The organism is Streptococcus mitis, assembly GCF_003942765.1.
In the GTDB taxonomy this organism is placed as follows: domain Bacteria; phylum Bacillota; class Bacilli; order Lactobacillales; family Streptococcaceae; genus Streptococcus; species Streptococcus mitis_BE.
Genome location: NZ_RJNW01000003.1, coordinates 188967 through 204191, shown reverse-complemented (window position 1 = coordinate 204191; position 15225 = coordinate 188967). Strand labels below are relative to the sequence as shown.

Sequence of the window (15225 nt, the reverse complement as noted above, 5' to 3'; positions counted from 1 at the left end):
TCTATTTCAAATTTTCTTTAACAACTTTAAGTTGTTGTTTAATACTCACATCAATTGTCTTGTGATTGGCAAAAATGACAAAACCACCAATAAGACTTTCATCGATTTGTTCTTTTACACTCCTTACTTTCAGAGACATTTTTTTCTCAATCAAAGGGAGCAAGCGACTCTTCTGTTCATCAGTTAAAGGATGAGCTGACGTAATCGTCACTTCAAATCGATTTGTTTCTTTTTCAAGTCGGTTCAAGCAATCTACAAGAATATCATAAAAAAGATTTGCTCTGTGATTGTAGATAAGAACCTGAATAAAGTTTTGCAATAAAAGTGACACTGAATCTTGGAAGAACGCAATCGTTTTTTCCTTGTCAGACTCGTCTACTGCCACTTTTTTTAAAAAAGAAGGTAAACCTGTTTCTTCAGCAACTTGCTTGATTTGAGCTAAGTCTGAAAAGATACGGTCTTCTTCTCCTTTTTCTAAAACCAATTGGACAAAAGGCATGCTGTATTTTTCAATTACCTTTACTGTTTTCTTGTCCATTAAGCTTCTCCTAACTGATCGATATACTGATCAATGAGTTCTTTATGGGCATGACCGTCAAGGTTTTGTGAGATGATTTTACCAGCCAAGCTGATTGTCAAATCTGCTACCTCACCCTTAACGCTTTGTAAAGCTTCAGCTTTATTTTGAGCAATTTCTTGGTTCGCTTTTTCTTTCAAGCGTCCTGCTTCTAGCTTAGCATCTGCTAAAATACTAGCTTTACTTTTTTCAGCTGTTTCTTTCGCATTCTCAATGATTGTCTTAGCTTCTTTACGGCTACCAGCCAATTCATCTTCGCGTTTTTGAGCCAATACTTCTGCTTTTTGACGTGCTTGTTCAGCTCCGTCAATATCTGCTGCAATTTTTTCTGCTCTTTGTTCGAAAATACTAGTCAAATTTGACCAAGCGTATTTCTTAACCAAGACTAGCAAGAGAATAAAGGAACCAGCGATTAGTATAAAATCACCAAGTAATTCACCTACTGTTACATTCATAAACTACTCCTTTCTATTCTTCATCATTAATTTTATTTCCTAGGTACATTGAAGATAACAATGTAAATACATATGCTTGTACACAAGAAATAAAAACAGAAAATGCAGTCCAGATTAGATTTGTTCCAAAAGCAATAGGATACCAATAGAAGGCCTGATGAGAAAGTAGGACTAACATACTTGCCATCACTTCCCCTGCAAAGATATTACCAAAGACCCGCAATGCAAGTGAAAGGAGATTGGTAACTTCTTCCAAGAGATTCATTGGTGTCATAAAACCTGGTGTTACAAATGCTTTTAAATACTTTTTGATTCCACGACGACGAATTCCTTCTACGTGGGTCATTAAGATAATTGTAAAAGACAAGACCAAGTCAAATGACAAATTTGCTGTTGGTGAGGTCCAAAGATTTACACCATCTGTAGTCTGAATTCTAGCCATTAAGCCAATATTATTTGCAATGGCCATAAACAGGAATAAACAGAAATAAAAGAGAGAATAATCCTTTATCATTGGACCAAGGTTCGATTTTGTAAATCCAACAACAAAATCAAATAAATACTCTAATACATTTTGTTTTCCTGTGGGTCTCAAAGTCATATTTCGAGTTGCCCAATAAATAAAGCCAAAAATAAGTGCTACAGTCAACAAAGTCAAAACTACTATGGTTAAATTAAAGGTAACAGGACCAATATTGATGGTTGGATTAATACTTTCTTCCATCTAAAATCCTCCCTTTTTCAATTTATACTTCTTTTATTTGATGATAAATGAAAAGACAAGAGTAACGAAGAAAGTACCTTCAATAAAGGCAACCCCTAGGATCATCAAACTACGTAGTTCTGAGATGATATCTGGTTGGCGAGCAACTGATTTCAACAAACCGTTCATCAACATACCTTCACCAAGAGATACACCCATACAGGCAAGACATAGACCGAAAAATGTTAAATTCATGACGAATTCTCCTTTTAATTAAAATTTACTTACTTAGTTTAGTCCTAAAAATTGGATTTGTCAACTTTTTACTTACGTTGAAAGCGTTTAATGAAAATTATTTACAATTTTACTATTTTTAAGTCTATTATATAGAAAACTTTGGAAATAACTTGTAATAAATCCGTCCATTATCTAGGTCTTTCTGAAAAATAATGAAAAAATCCGAGATGGAATCTCGGATGAAAATTAATATATTTTCTTTAACCTAATGTTCTTTTAGTAAGTAGGATTAAAGGGGAAGCAACTAGAAAGCTTTCCTCTCCTGCACGCTTATTAAGCACGAACTGTGACGCTGGTTCCATCTTCCTTATAAAGATTGATGAGTCCTTCTTTGAGAGCTCGAACCATGTCTCCAGCTTGAACAGGTTGTGGAACCTTGATAGTCAAGAGTTCCATTGGATTAGGAGCACGGTCGATTTTATTGCCTTTGGCATCATGCAAATTTTCAATATAAGTTTCAAAATGACGGAAACCTGGGCCATAAAACTCAACTTGGTCGCCTTCGTTAATCACGTTCCGTTGACGAATAGTTGCTGTTTGTGTCGCCTCATCATAAGAAACTACCTCAGCGACAAACTTATACTCAGGAATTTTACGACGAGCACCAAATAACTGCTCATTTTCAGATGGTGTACCATAGTAGAAACCTGTTGCTAATTCACGTTGGGCAACCTTCCACATCTCATCCACCAAGTCTTGTTTGATAGCTTCAAACTTTTCAGGACTTTCAAGATATGCATCCACAGCCGCCTTGTAGCAGTTGGTTACTGTTGATACGTAGTGAATAGACTTCATACGTCCTTCGATTTTTAGACTGTCCACACCATTTTCAATCATATCCGGGATATGGTCAATCATAGACATATCAACGGCTGACATTGAAAATTCTTCTGGGATTTCCCCTTTCAAGCTCTTGCGTTCTTGACCAAATGGCATATCATAAAGGTCGTACTTCCAACGGCAAGACTGAGAACATCCACCACGGTTGGCATCACGCATACTCATGTGGTTTGAAAGAGTACAACGACCAGAGTATGAAATACACATGGCACCATGTACAAAGGCTTCAATCTCAACATCTGTACGTTTGCGAATTTCTGCCAATTCTTCCATTGAAACCTCACGCGCCAAAACGACACGAGTTAAGCCTAGTTCTTTCCAGAACTCAAGAGTTTCATAGTTAGTGGCACTTGCTTGGGTAGAGAGGTGGATTTCAAGACCTGGCGCTTCAGTCGCTGCAATCATAATCAAGGCTGGGTCAGATACGATCACTGCTGCAATCCCGATATCACGCAGTTTACGGAACCACTCACCAGCTCCCTTTTCATTTCCTTCGTGCATAACCATGTTGGCAGCTACATAGACCTTAGCTCCATACTTGGCCGCAAACTGGACGCCTTCTTCCATCTGTTCAAAGGTAAAGTTTCCTGCACGGCTGCGAAGACCATAGGCCTGACCACCGATAAAGACAGCATCTGCCCCATACTGAACAGCTACTTTTAGCTTCTCTAAAGTCCCTGCAGGTGATAATACCTCAGGACGTTTTAATGTTTTTGTCATGTTTTCTCCTATTTGCAATATAAAAGTTTGACGTTTTTCCTTCTCATTTTATAGTAAATAAGCCATAAAATCAAGCCTAGACAGATTGTTTTGACAATTCTAATCTTTTAGGAAACCAAAAAAACTAGCCTTTCTAGACTAGTTATTCTCAAGATAAAATTCAAAGCGTTCGCCTACATACTGACTTTTTACGTATTCAAATGCAGTACCATCTTCTAGGTAGGAAACCTGAGTTAGCCCAAGAATAGCATGTCCTTTTTCAACTTCCAAATAGTGGGCAATCTTTTCTTTAGCAAGACGAGCATAGATGGTCTGCTGTGATTTACCAATACGGTAGCCATGTTTTTGCAATGTTTGGAAGAAATGACTGGTGATTTCTTCTTTTTTAAAGTCCTTAATGAATTTTTCAGGAATAGAAGCAACTTCATAAACTAGAGGAACTTGGTCGGCATAGCGGACCCGTTCCATTCGGATAATATTCTCCGTTGGAGAAATTCCTAACTTTGCAACTTCCTGCTCATTGGGAATAGTTTTTCTGTAGGAAATGAGTTGGCTAGAGGGTACTTTACCTTGGGACTTAACAATTTCAGTAAAACTGGTTGTCCCTCGCATCTTTTCTTGTACACGTGTACTGGATACAAAGGTGCCACTTCCAACTCTGCGCTCTAAAACACCTTCTTCAACTAATAGAGATATAGCTTGGCGGAGGGTCATGCGACTGACCGTAAACTGCTCTGCTAAATCTCTTTCACTGGGAAGCCTCTCACCAATAGCCCAACGATGTTCGTCAATATCTTTTTTTATCTGATCATGGATTTTCATATAAGCAGGTAGCATATTTTTCACTTCATTTCTATCTTTTCTCTATTGTACCCCAATAAACTAGAAAAAGTCAATCTTCGCCTTGTTTAGTTGGTAATTCGCCCTTATTTGTGATAGAATATTGAAAAAAGATATTTCTTTTGAGAAAGGAAAAAGATGAGCAACATTTCAACTGATTTGCAAGATGTAGAAAAAATCATTGTATTGGACTATGGTAGCCAATACAACCAGCTGATTTCACGCCGTATCCGTGAGATTGGTGTTTTTTCAGAACTAAAGAGCCATAAAATTTCAGCTGCTGAAGTTCGTGAAATCAATCCTGTAGGAATCATCCTGTCAGGCGGACCAAACTCTGTATACGAAGATGGTTCATTCGATATTGACCCAGAAATCTTCGAACTTGGAATTCCAATTTTGGGAATCTGTTACGGTATGCAGTTGTTGACACATAAACTTGGAGGAAAAGTTGTTCCTGCAGGTGATGCTGGAAATCGTGAATACGGTCAATCAACTCTAACTCATACACCATCAGCTCTTTTTGAATCAACACCTGATGAACAGACTGTTCTGATGAGCCATGGTGATGCGGTTACTGAGATTCCTTCTGACTTTGTTCGTACAGGTACATCAGCTGACTGCCCATACGCAGCCATTGAAAACCCTGATAAACATATTTACGGTATCCAATTCCACCCAGAAGTTCGTCATTCTGTATACGGAAATGATATCCTTCGTAACTTTGCTCTTAACATCTGTAAGGCTAAAGGCGACTGGTCAATGGATAACTTCATTGACATGCAGATCCAAAAAATCCGTGAAACAGTCGGTGATAAACGTGTCCTTCTTGGTCTATCAGGTGGAGTTGACTCATCTGTCGTTGGGGTTCTTCTCCAAAAGGCTATTGGCGATCAATTGATCTGTATCTTCGTAGACCACGGTCTTCTTCGTAAAGGAGAAGCGGACCAAGTTATGGACATGCTTGGTGGTAAGTTTGGTTTGAATATCGTCAAAGCGGACGCTGCTAAACGTTTCCTTGATAAACTTGCAGGAGTTTCTGACCCTGAACAAAAACGTAAAATCATCGGTAACGAGTTTGTTTATGTCTTTGATGACGAAGCAAGCAAGCTCAAAGATGTGAAATTCCTTGCTCAAGGTACCTTATATACAGACGTTATCGAGTCTGGTACAGATACAGCTCAAACTATCAAGTCACACCACAACGTGGGTGGTCTTCCGGAAGACATGCAATTTGAATTGATCGAACCACTCAACACTCTCTATAAAGATGAAGTTCGTGCCCTTGGTACAGAGCTTGGTATGCCAGAGCATATCGTATGGCGCCAACCATTCCCAGGACCAGGACTTGCTATCCGTGTTATGGGTGAAATCACTGAAGAAAAGCTAAAAACAGTTCGTGAGTCAGACGCTATTCTTCGTGAGGAAATTGCTAAAGCAGGTCTTGACCGCGATATCTGGCAATACTTCACTGTTAATACAGGCGTTCGTTCAGTTGGTGTTATGGGTGACGGTCGTACTTATGACTACACGATTGCAATCCGTGCTATCACCTCTATCGATGGTATGACAGCTGACTTTGCCAAAATTCCTTGGGATGTCCTTCAAAAGATTTCTGTACGTATCGTAAACGAAGTGGACCACGTTAACCGTATCGTCTACGATATTACAAGTAAACCACCAGCAACAGTTGAGTGGGAATAGAGTTAATGAGTTAAAAAAAGCCTAGAAATCAATATTTCTAAGGCTTTTTATTTTGCTTTAACAACAATTTAACAACAAAAACTATTTTTCAGTATTTAAACCTAATATCATTTTAACCTTTTTGGTACTTTCTATATACATACCTTTCTTAGACTCGCTAACAATTCTAGCATAGTCTCTATTATCTTCAGACAATTCATAAATACGATAAAAATTATTATTAAATTAAACCCCACTAATCAAATCATTTTCTTCATTCATTATTTCATCGCTACATCAAGTTTCTGAATATATTTCTATTAAACCTTCATAAACAGTTAAACAATAAACCCTGATTAATCAATTTTTAAATGTATCTTACCCTTTACTACATCCGGTATATGCTTTGAAGTAATTTCATATTCGACAGTTTGAGGTACATTTTCAAACATTAGTATCGATGGAAATGCCATTGAGGAGTTATATTTCAAATACTCAATGCCAAATCTTAAAATATCAAATTCTGAATTTGTAAAATATTTCTATATAAATATGTGGTCTAAAGAGTTTTTATAGTTGTATTTTTGATCTTCATAACTGGGTTTTGTAGTATATGTGAGAAGCGGATTAATATTAATTCTTTCTAAATTTGATGAGATTATTTGAAAATAAGCGTAAGCATCAACTGAGTCACTTTCTTCAATTTTAAATAGCAATTCATCTAACTCAATTTCCTGTATCTCCTAATTTATGTTCTCCCCTGGATAAAGTAAGTTATTATGTTTTAATAGACAACCTTTTGGTACCATCAGTTTTATATCGATATCTTCATCATATGTTTTACCTAAGTTAGAAACGATTAGTTCGACAAATTTAATGTTATCTATGTATGTGAAATATTAAATGTACTCTTTGTAAGATATTATTTCCCAATATAATTTGTTTAATTTAGAAAAGCGTTTCTTTTCCTTGTCAGACCCTATATACGAAGGACCACTGTTACCGAAAGTAATTTGTACCTGAAGTTTATGTTTCATTAAATTCCCTAAATACCAAAAATTTTCATGTAGTTTGATTTGGTTTTCTTTAGCGAAATCATTTATAGTATATTTGAATTTATCACTAATGGCCACAGAATCAGCTATTTTATAAAGAAAATCAACATTCGCATCTTCTTTTGAAGGCATAGTCAACATTTTACTTTTATCTTCTAATATATCTGCTTCTTCAGAAATTACGGTACTGTTTAGTTCATCTATATATTCGTTAATCTTACTTTGCTTTTCATTGATAAATTTTGACTCCAGTAAACTAAATTGTTTAGGTAAAACATTTTCGTCAGATAATGTATTTTTATCCCTTATTGTCACAAACGGTTTTATATTTTCGTTTTGATAAGTTTCTTTTTCTGAAATTAATTTTAAAAAATAAAGTGATAGATGATTTGTAAAAAGCCTTTGAAAATCACTCTCGTCATTAACTATAAAAAATATCCCTCTATCTTTATATCTTTCTTTAAATTCTTGCACTTTTTCATATTGCTTAATGTCTATATTAGACGGATTTATCGGAGCTTCTAAAAAGTACATAAAAACTTGTTTATCAGCTGATAGCATCTCCTCAATTTCTTCTTCCATTCCTGATCCATAATTATCTGTTGCTGTACCAAATCTTGTCCAAAATATAGCAACAGCTGCATCACATTCTCTAACAATTTGCTTATTCAATAATTCCTGTGGTTTATCACCTGATTCAGGAAAACTATCCGTTGACCAATGCTTGATTGATACTTGTATATTATTCAAACTACCATATAGTTTATTAAAATTATCAACAGCTTCCTTAATTAATTGAAGATAGCCAGTAACATCCCCGGGACACGAAATTAATAAATCGTAAATAGTCACTCCTTCTCTTGGCATCCATGTATCCTCCGGAAATTTAATACTATACAAATTTAACCTATTGTAATTATAAAGCAAAAAAACAGCAAAATCAAATTCTCTTACTGTTTTATTGGTTATAAACAATTGGAAATGAATGTTTTAGAACAAAGGTATCTACAACACAAAAGAGTAAATTAGGCTATGTTAATAGCATTTATCCCTTAGCGACTGCTCTTGTAAAAACTTATGGCAATGATGTAAAGCCATATTGGAAAAAAGATGATATTAATAAGGCAACAGAGAAAGCCAGTAATCGTATAGTGAGATTTATCTTTGGATAAAAAATAGTGTAGGCTGAAGAGAATTCTTTAAAACTAGCTTGCTACAATTATTCTTTGTCAGATTTAAATGAAGTAACAATAGAAAATAAGAACGGAAATAGATTTTCCTGTAAGATAATACCGCTGGATCATGAACTTCAGTGGTATTATTTTTTATGATCTCAATATTAGGAAAATTTTTCAACCTCTACTCCTCTTTTTAAATACCTGAAACCATGCTATAATATAGTAAGTATAGCTCCAATAATCTGATTATAAAAGTCAGCGATAAAGATTTCTTACATCATCCGTAAGTATTATTCTACTCTGATTCATATTATAATGAAAGTAACAAAAAATGGAGGTGTTTCACATGGAAACCATTTTACGAGTAGAATCATTAAAAAAGTATTATGGGAAAGGTCCCAATATTACCAAAGCCTTGGATGGCATATCTTTTCAAGTTGGAAAAGGTGAGTTCTTAGGAATTATGGGGAGTAGCGGTTCTGGGAAAACAACCCTTCTTAACTGTCTAGCCACAATCATCAAGCCAACTGACGGTTCCATTCAAATGCAAGGAAAAGATTTAGGTCAGTTAAAAGGGAACCATTTGGCTGATTATCGTGGCAAGGAAATTGGCTATCTCTTCCAGAATTTTGAGCTTTTGGACAATCTGACTGCCAAAGAGAATATTTTACTTCCCTTATCTTTGCACAAGGTCGATGCCAACGAAAGCAAGGTTCGGTTAGAATTACTTTCCCAATATCTGGATATTTCTGAACTTCTGGATAAGTTCCCTTCTCAATTATCAGGTGGTCAACGGCAAAGGGTAGCTGCTGCGCGCGCCTTAATTTTAGACCCTAAGATTGTATTTGCGGACGAGCCCACAGGGGCTTTGGATTCAAAAAATGCGACCATTTTGATGCAAAAATTATCCGAAATGAATCAAGTGGAAGAAACCACCATTCTCATGGTGACCCACGATTCCGTAGCAGCCAGCTTTTGCAACCGCATCTTGTTTATCCAAGATGGAAAACTATTCCATGAAATCCGTCGCGATTATCCAAGAGAAAGTCAAGAAGACTTCTACCACAGAATACTAAAGGTCATGGCTGCACTAGCTGGAGGTGATGGTAATGTTTTCTAAATTAGTCTCAAGAAATAGCAAGAGAGATCGAAAAAATAACGGCTTGTATTTCAGTTCTATGGTTCTGTCTATTATCTCCTTTTACATCATCCTTTCTTTGTCTCATCAAGATGTGATGCACTTTCTAAAACAAATAGAAAGTGACGCTGTAAATAAACTCTTTAGCATGATTCCCATTCTTTATGTAGCAACGCTCTTTATTCTCTTTTTTCTAGTCTACTTCTCAAGCAGTATGCAGATGGAAAGGAGAAAACATGAATTTGGTGTCTATCTCACACTGGGAATGCAAAGAAGCAAACTGTTCTTGCTACTTCTGCTCGAGGATTTGAGAAACAGTGTCCTTGCCCTTGGAATAGGCCTTCCTATTTCCATCTTAATTTCAGAATTGATTAGCCTAATAACCGCTAAAATTGTGGGACTAGGGATTATTGAACATCAATTTTCTCTATCTACCACAGCTCTACTCTATACAGTCATCGGCTTCCTAGCCGTAAAATTAGCTGTTTTTGTCCTTTTAAGTGCAAAGACTGCCAATATGGAAATCGGAAACCTGCTCGCCTATTCTCCTTCTGGGATGAAGAAACTACTCCCCAAGGGGGTGTACCTTCTTGCTTCTGTCCTCGGAATTTTGCTTCTAGGAACAGCCTATTACATGGGTATGAGTGGACGAGCTTGGGAAAATGTCATAACAATGGGCATCACCGTTCTCTTAGGAACTCTGGGAACTATCCTACTCTTCTTTGGTATGCGTTTATTTATAGACTTTTTGGTCAAGCTTGGAAACAATCGAAAACTTCATGCCTATAATTTTAGACAGATTCAGGAATTAGTTATCCAACGCTCAACTATACTGGCTGTCTGCTCCCTCTTAATTTTCTCTGCCTTGTGCCTCTTTGGAGCAGGTGTGGCCATTACAAGCGGCAATCCAGGCAATCAAACCCACGTATTGGATTATACATTTAGAGATATCAAGCAGGAAACAGATGAAAATCTTGATGTAAATGCAGTTAAAAAAGAGCTTGAAGCTGCCGGACTAGTATCACAGTTTTCAAAGATTCTGCAAATTAAAGTAGGCCAAACTAAAGAACACGAATCCGTGTCCTTTGAAGAGGTCATCAAGGAGTTGAAAAATCAAAAAGACAACAAGAACAAGGAAATTTTGCTCCATAAATTTAAACAGTCTACTAATTCCCACCTCATACCAGTTTCCGAATACAATGAACTTAAAAAGGCTGCCAATCTTCCTCCTCTAGAACTAACTAATAAGGAAGCATATTTGTATATGGGGAAAGATTTTCTGCCAGATGAAAGTCTCGTCAACTCTGTCCTAAAGACAAAGCCTCAAATCAAAGTCATTGGAAATGATGTAAAATTGATTGGCGAAGTGGAGTCTTTGCCAATCGTAACGGATCATGAGATAACCCTCTCTGTCGCTCTCATAGTTCCAGATGAGATTTTTATGAGCTATACAGACGGTCGCTATTCGAACTATGTTAGCGGTATCTTGGCTCCTGAGCTAGTCAAAGAAAAAGGCTTGATAAGAGCTATCTCAGATACCAATGAAAAGCTAAATCAAACCTCTCTTGGCTATGAAAGCTATATACAAAATATGGGAAGACAATTGTTTTACATTATCTCTGCCAGCTATGTCACCATCTATCTGTCTATCATCTTCCTTGTTGTCGCAAATACAATTATCGGCGTTCAGTTTTTGATGGGACAAAGACAATCCTATAGACGATACCAGACCTTAATCCATCTTGGTGCCAACTACGAAACTCTTTGTAAATCGTCAGAAAAGCAAGTCAACTGGTATTTCGGTCTACCAATAGCCCTTGCACTTATCAGTAGTAGCTTCGGAGTGAGCTCCCTCCTCACAGGAATAGTGCCCACTAGCGCAAGAATGGTTATGGGGCAGAGATTTATCACAGCCATGCTGATCGTACTGCTCTTAGCTGGCTTTGAAGTCATCTATATCAGAATTGTAAAGAAAAATAGCAACAAGTACTTATTGTCATTAATGGAACCCAAAAGAGATGAATAAGGTAGAATAAAATAGGAAAAGGAGGAACCGATATGAAGCATATTCTGGTTATTGAAGATGAATCCTTGATTCGAGATGAAATTGTCATCTTGTTAGAGAAAGCGGGTTATCAAGTTGATAAGTTGACTGACTTCAAAGATACAAGCCAGCAAGTGCTACAATACGATACAGATCTAATCATACTGGATTTGAATTTGCCAGGAGAAACAGGTTTTCAAATTTGTAAAAATCTCAAGTCAAAACGCTCTGTCCCTATATTGGTTCTCACTTCCCGTGAACAATTAAAAGATGAAATCTACGCCCTGAAATTAGGGGCAGATGAGTATCTAACAAAGCCTTTCAAGAAAGAAAGATTTTTGGCACGTATAGAAAATATCTTGAAACGCTATGAAGGCAGACAAAATCTACTTGAAAAAGATAATTTTCTGCTGGATAGACAGACCTATACCCTTTATATCAATGGACACTCGATTTTACTCCCCCAAAATCAAGGGAAATTGTTAGAAACTTTATTAGTGGCAACTAATTCTGTCGTCACAAAAGAAGAACTAAGCATGAAACTGTGGAATACAACTGAGTTCATCGATGAAAATGCCCTTCAAGTAAATATTGCAAGACTCAAAAAGGTGATGAAACAGGCTGGTATTGCACTTCAAGTCAAGTCCGTCAGAGGCATCGGTTACAAATTGGAAGAGGAAAGGGAATATGAAACAGAATCCTAAATATTTGGCTACCTATCTGCCTTGGTTACTTGTTCTCTTAGCATTTGATCTATTCACAGCTGTCCTGCTTTGGCTTTCAGACGTGAGAAAGTTTCAAGCCCTCATCATTCTCTATCTTTTAGCTACTGTCCTGCTCTTTTTCATCCTATCATTCCTACTGATAAGAAAAGAAAGAAAAAAATCCGCTGCCTATAAAGCCTTCATAGCCAATCCCAAAGTCGATACTGAGCTGGAATTATTGCGTTTATCAAGTTCCTCAGAGAAAGAAAGCATCGAAGAAATCGCAAATGCGCTTTACCAAAGGCAAGCGGAAATAGGAAAGCTCAACTCATTACTAGCCGAATACGAGGACTATGTTGAAAAATGGGCTCATGAAATCAAACTCCCTCTATCGCTTCTTTCCCTCCTTTTGGACAATCAAAGTGACCAGTTGCCAAAGGATACAACTTTTAAGTTGGACTATGTGAAAAATCAAATCCAAGGAAATGTATCACAGATACTATTCTATTACAGGGTGAAAAGTGAAAAAAATGATTTTCTATTTGAAGACCTTGACCTCCAAGAGTGTATCCAAGATCTTTTGGAAAACTTTGATCCCTTGCTCAAAGAAAAGAAATTTACGATTCAGCTAGAGAACATACAAGGAATCTGCTACACCGATCAACGCAGTTTTGAATTTATCCTCTCTCAAATACTCGCCAACGCCCTTAAATATAGCTCTGACAAGCCCGAACTCAGTATTTCTATGTCAAAAGATAAGGGGCGCACAAGTCTGATTATTAGGGATAATGGTTGCGGAGTTAAAGCTTGTGACCTTCCTCATATCTTTGAAAAAGGCTTTACAGGTGATTCAGGTGATACAAGGAAAAAATCAACAGGTATGGGGCTCTATCTAGTCAAACAATTAGCAGATGCTTTAAAAATCGAAATCACAGTAAAATCCGAATGGACGCAAGGATTTGAAATCTCTCTTTCTATTTAGTCAATTTTTCGATTAAGAAAATTGCCTAATCATAGAAAGTACATATGCTATATAAAAAGGAAAGCACTTCTGCTTTCCTTTTTTATTTGCGTTTCTTCTTCGCTTTCTTCATTTTGTTAGCCATGCGTTTCATGGACTGTTTCATAGCAAATTCACCGATTTTACCTTTTAGTCCACCACCAAACATCTGGCTCATATCTGGCATTCCCGCTCCTCCTAGAGCTGATAAGTCAGGCATACCACCTTGTCCCATCATTCCTTCAAGGGCAGACATATCCATTCCTCCCATATTTGGCATATTTTTAGGAAGATTGTTTGGATTGATTCCCATCTGCTTCATCATCTTGTTCATATCTCCAGACATAACACCTTGCATGAGCTGTTTAGCCTGGTTAAAGTCTTTGATGAATTTATTGACTTCGACAAAGGTATTTCCAGAACCTGCAGCGATACGACGGCGACGGCTTGGATTTAGCAAATCTGGATTTTCACGTTCTTCAGGTGTCATTGAAGATACGATGGCACGTTTACGAGCAATCTGACGCTCATCTACCTTCATGTTTTGAAGAGCTGGATTGTTGGCCATACCTGGAATCATCTTGAGCAAGTCTTCCATCGGCCCCATGTTTTGCACCTGATCCAACTGATCAATGAAATCATTGAAATCAAAGGTGTTTTCACGCATCTTCTCAGCCATTTCAAGGGCTTTTTGCTCATCGTATTCTTGAGAAGCTTTCTCAATCAAAGTGAGCATATCCCCCATACCAAGGATACGGCTAGACATGCGATCTGGGTGGAAGGTTTCGATATCTGTAATTTTTTCACCTGTACCAGTGAACTTGATTGGTTTTCCAGTGATGTGACGAACCGATAGAGCCGCACCACCACGAGTATCCCCATCAATCTTGGTAAGGATGACCCCAGTGACTTCCAACTGAGCATTAAACTCACGCGCAACATTGGCCGCTTCTTGACCAATCATGGCATCAACCACGAGGAGAATTTCGTTTGGTTGAGCCAATGCTTTTACGTCACGAAGTTCATTCATCAAAAGCTCATCAATCTGCAAACGACCTGCCGTATCAATCAAGACATAGTCATTATGATTAGCTTGGGCTTGTTCCAAACCTTGACGAACAATCTCAACAGCTGGAACCTCTGTTCCAAGAGCGAAAACCGGCACATCAATCTGTTGACCCAGAGTTTTCAACTGGTCAATAGCCGCAGGACGATAAATATCCGCCGCAATCATCAAAGGACGAGCATTTTCTTCTTTCTTGAGTTTATTGGCCAATTTACCAGCAAAAGTTGTTTTACCAGCCCCCTGTAAACCAACCATCATGATGATTGTAGGAATCTTAGGTGACTTGATAATTTCTGCCGTATCAGAACCTAAAACGGCTGTCAGTTCCTCATCAACGATTTTAATAATTTGTTGCGCAGGATTAAGGGTATCAATGACCTCATGCCCAACTGCACGCTCACGAACTTTCTTGATAAAGTCCTTTACAACAGGCAAGGCAACGTCGGCCTCAAGCAAGGCCAAGCGAATTTCTTTGGTTGCCTCTTGGACATCAGATTCAGAGATTTTTCCTTTTTTACGTAGATTTTTAAAGACGTTCTGTAAACGTTCTGTTAAACTTTCAAATGCCATTTTTCTTCCTCTTATTCTCTATTATCAATGCTTGTTAAAATTTCTATCTGCTCCTTCAGAAAGTCATCCTTGGGATAGCGCTCCAAAATCTGGTCAAAAATCTGACTGCGGACAATGTAGTCAGAGTACATGTGCAATTTCATCTCATAATCTTCCAGAATCTTTTCTGTCCGCTTGATATTATCATAAACAGCCTGACGACTGACACCAAATTCCTCGGCAATTTCAGCAAGGCTATAATCATCAGCGTAGTAGAGCTCGATATAATTCATTTGCTTATCTGTCAAAAGCGCCGCATAAAATTCAAAGAGCGCATTCATACGGTTGGTTTTTTCGATTTCCATAACTTTTATTATAC

14 protein-coding genes are annotated in these 15225 nt (G+C 37.4%); 5 read left to right on the top strand and 9 right to left on the bottom strand.

The genetic code is table 11. The features are described from left to right. Position 1 precedes the first annotated feature (1 nt). The 6 genes from D8849_RS06270 to D8849_RS06245 form a co-directional block, all read right to left on the bottom strand. The gene (locus tag D8849_RS06270) at positions 2–538 is read right to left on the bottom strand and encodes a F0F1 ATP synthase subunit delta (RefSeq protein WP_070479294.1); all 537 of its coding nucleotides are present in this window, start codon (positions 536–538) and stop codon (positions 2–4) included. Next, entirely contained in the window at positions 538–1032 is a 495-nt protein-coding gene (gene atpF, locus D8849_RS06265) for a F0F1 ATP synthase subunit B (RefSeq protein WP_001103468.1), read from the bottom strand. Before atpF ends, D8849_RS06270 begins: the two co-directional genes overlap by 1 nt. 13 nt (positions 1033–1045) lie before the next feature. Then, positions 1046–1756, bottom strand: a complete 711-nt coding sequence (gene atpB, locus D8849_RS06260) for a F0F1 ATP synthase subunit A (protein ID WP_000392870.1) — start codon at positions 1754–1756, stop codon at positions 1046–1048. 33 nt (positions 1757–1789) lie between these two features. Continuing rightward, positions 1790–1990: a F0F1 ATP synthase subunit C gene (locus tag D8849_RS06255; RefSeq protein ID WP_001054560.1), complete on the bottom strand. Its 201-nt coding sequence runs from the start codon at positions 1988–1990 to the stop codon at positions 1790–1792. 315 nt (positions 1991–2305) lie between these two features. Further along, positions 2306–3592, bottom strand: a complete 1287-nt coding sequence (locus D8849_RS06250; protein WP_125386534.1) for a peptidase U32 family protein — start codon at positions 3590–3592, stop codon at positions 2306–2308. A gap of 138 nt (positions 3593–3730) precedes the next feature. Further along, on the bottom strand, positions 3731–4429 hold the full coding sequence (locus D8849_RS06245) for a GntR family transcriptional regulator (RefSeq protein WP_125386569.1): 699 nt from the start codon (positions 4427–4429) through the stop codon (positions 3731–3733). Between the two features lie 141 nt (positions 4430–4570). Here D8849_RS06245 and guaA point away from each other — a divergent pair, with 141 nt between their 5' ends. Further along, complete coding sequence (guaA, locus tag D8849_RS06240; RefSeq protein WP_125386533.1) at positions 4571–6133, top strand: glutamine-hydrolyzing GMP synthase; 1563 nt, start codon at positions 4571–4573, stop codon at positions 6131–6133. A gap of 878 nt (positions 6134–7011) precedes the next feature. On the opposite strand, the gene D8849_RS06235 is transcribed toward guaA, so the two are convergent. After that, positions 7012–8034, bottom strand: coding sequence for a hypothetical protein (locus D8849_RS06235; protein ID WP_260467575.1), 1023 nt, complete (start codon positions 8032–8034; stop codon positions 7012–7014). Positions 8035–8691: 657 nt separating this feature from the next. On the opposite strand from D8849_RS06235, the gene D8849_RS06230 reads away from it, so the two are divergent. The 4 genes from D8849_RS06230 to D8849_RS06215 are packed head-to-tail and all read left to right on the top strand — an operon-like array spanning position 8692 to position 13213. Then, entirely contained in the window at positions 8692–9465 is a 774-nt protein-coding gene (locus D8849_RS06230) for an ABC transporter ATP-binding protein (protein ID WP_125386532.1), read from the top strand. Continuing rightward, complete coding sequence (locus D8849_RS06225; protein WP_125386531.1) at positions 9455–11509, top strand: FtsX-like permease family protein; 2055 nt, start codon at positions 9455–9457, stop codon at positions 11507–11509. Before D8849_RS06230 ends, D8849_RS06225 begins: the two co-directional genes overlap by 11 nt. Before the next feature lie 32 nt (positions 11510–11541). Beyond that, positions 11542–12231: a response regulator transcription factor gene (locus D8849_RS06220; protein WP_125386530.1), complete on the top strand. Its 690-nt coding sequence runs from the start codon at positions 11542–11544 to the stop codon at positions 12229–12231. Next, entirely contained in the window at positions 12215–13213 is a 999-nt protein-coding gene (locus tag D8849_RS06215) for a sensor histidine kinase (RefSeq protein ID WP_125386529.1), read from the top strand. Before D8849_RS06220 ends, D8849_RS06215 begins: the two co-directional genes overlap by 17 nt. An 82-nt stretch (positions 13214–13295) precedes the next feature. Here D8849_RS06215 and ffh read toward each other — a convergent pair whose 3' ends face one another. Together ffh and D8849_RS06205 are read right to left on the bottom strand one after the other, a co-directional pair. Beyond that, a complete protein-coding gene (gene ffh, locus D8849_RS06210) occupies positions 13296–14867 on the bottom strand; it encodes a signal recognition particle protein (protein WP_000863622.1) in 1572 nt (523 codons plus the stop codon). 11 nt (positions 14868–14878) lie between these two features. Continuing rightward, the gene (locus tag D8849_RS06205; protein WP_004260758.1) at positions 14879–15211 is read right to left on the bottom strand and encodes a putative DNA-binding protein; all 333 of its coding nucleotides are present in this window, start codon (positions 15209–15211) and stop codon (positions 14879–14881) included. Between the last annotated feature and the right edge of the window lie 14 nt (positions 15212–15225).

Coding starts and splice junctions, on each gene's coding strand:
- D8849_RS06270 (WP_070479294.1), bottom strand. CDS start 538: ATGGACAAGAAAACAGTAAAGGTAATTGAAAAATACAGCATGCCTTTT.
- guaA (WP_125386533.1), top strand. CDS start 4,571: ATGAGCAACATTTCAACTGATTTGCAAGATGTAGAAAAAATCATTGTA.
- D8849_RS06255 (WP_001054560.1), bottom strand. CDS start 1,990: ATGAATTTAACATTTTTCGGTCTATGTCTTGCCTGTATGGGTGTATCT.
- D8849_RS06215 (WP_125386529.1), top strand. CDS start 12,215: ATGAAACAGAATCCTAAATATTTGGCTACCTATCTGCCTTGGTTACTT.
- D8849_RS06205 (WP_004260758.1), bottom strand. CDS start 15,211: ATGGAAATCGAAAAAACCAACCGTATGAATGCGCTCTTTGAATTTTAT.
- D8849_RS06245 (WP_125386569.1), bottom strand. CDS start 4,429: ATGCTACCTGCTTATATGAAAATCCATGATCAGATAAAAAAAGATATT.
- D8849_RS06235 (WP_260467575.1), bottom strand. CDS start 8,034: ATGCCAAGAGAAGGAGTGACTATTTACGATTTATTAATTTCGTGTCCC.
- atpB (WP_000392870.1), bottom strand. CDS start 1,756: ATGGAAGAAAGTATTAATCCAACCATCAATATTGGTCCTGTTACCTTT.
- D8849_RS06230 (WP_125386532.1), top strand. CDS start 8,692: ATGGAAACCATTTTACGAGTAGAATCATTAAAAAAGTATTATGGGAAA.
- D8849_RS06225 (WP_125386531.1), top strand. CDS start 9,455: ATGTTTTCTAAATTAGTCTCAAGAAATAGCAAGAGAGATCGAAAAAAT.
- ffh (WP_000863622.1), bottom strand. CDS start 14,867: ATGGCATTTGAAAGTTTAACAGAACGTTTACAGAACGTCTTTAAAAAT.
- D8849_RS06220 (WP_125386530.1), top strand. CDS start 11,542: ATGAAGCATATTCTGGTTATTGAAGATGAATCCTTGATTCGAGATGAA.
- atpF (WP_001103468.1), bottom strand. CDS start 1,032: ATGAATGTAACAGTAGGTGAATTACTTGGTGATTTTATACTAATCGCT.
- D8849_RS06250 (WP_125386534.1), bottom strand. CDS start 3,592: ATGACAAAAACATTAAAACGTCCTGAGGTATTATCACCTGCAGGGACT.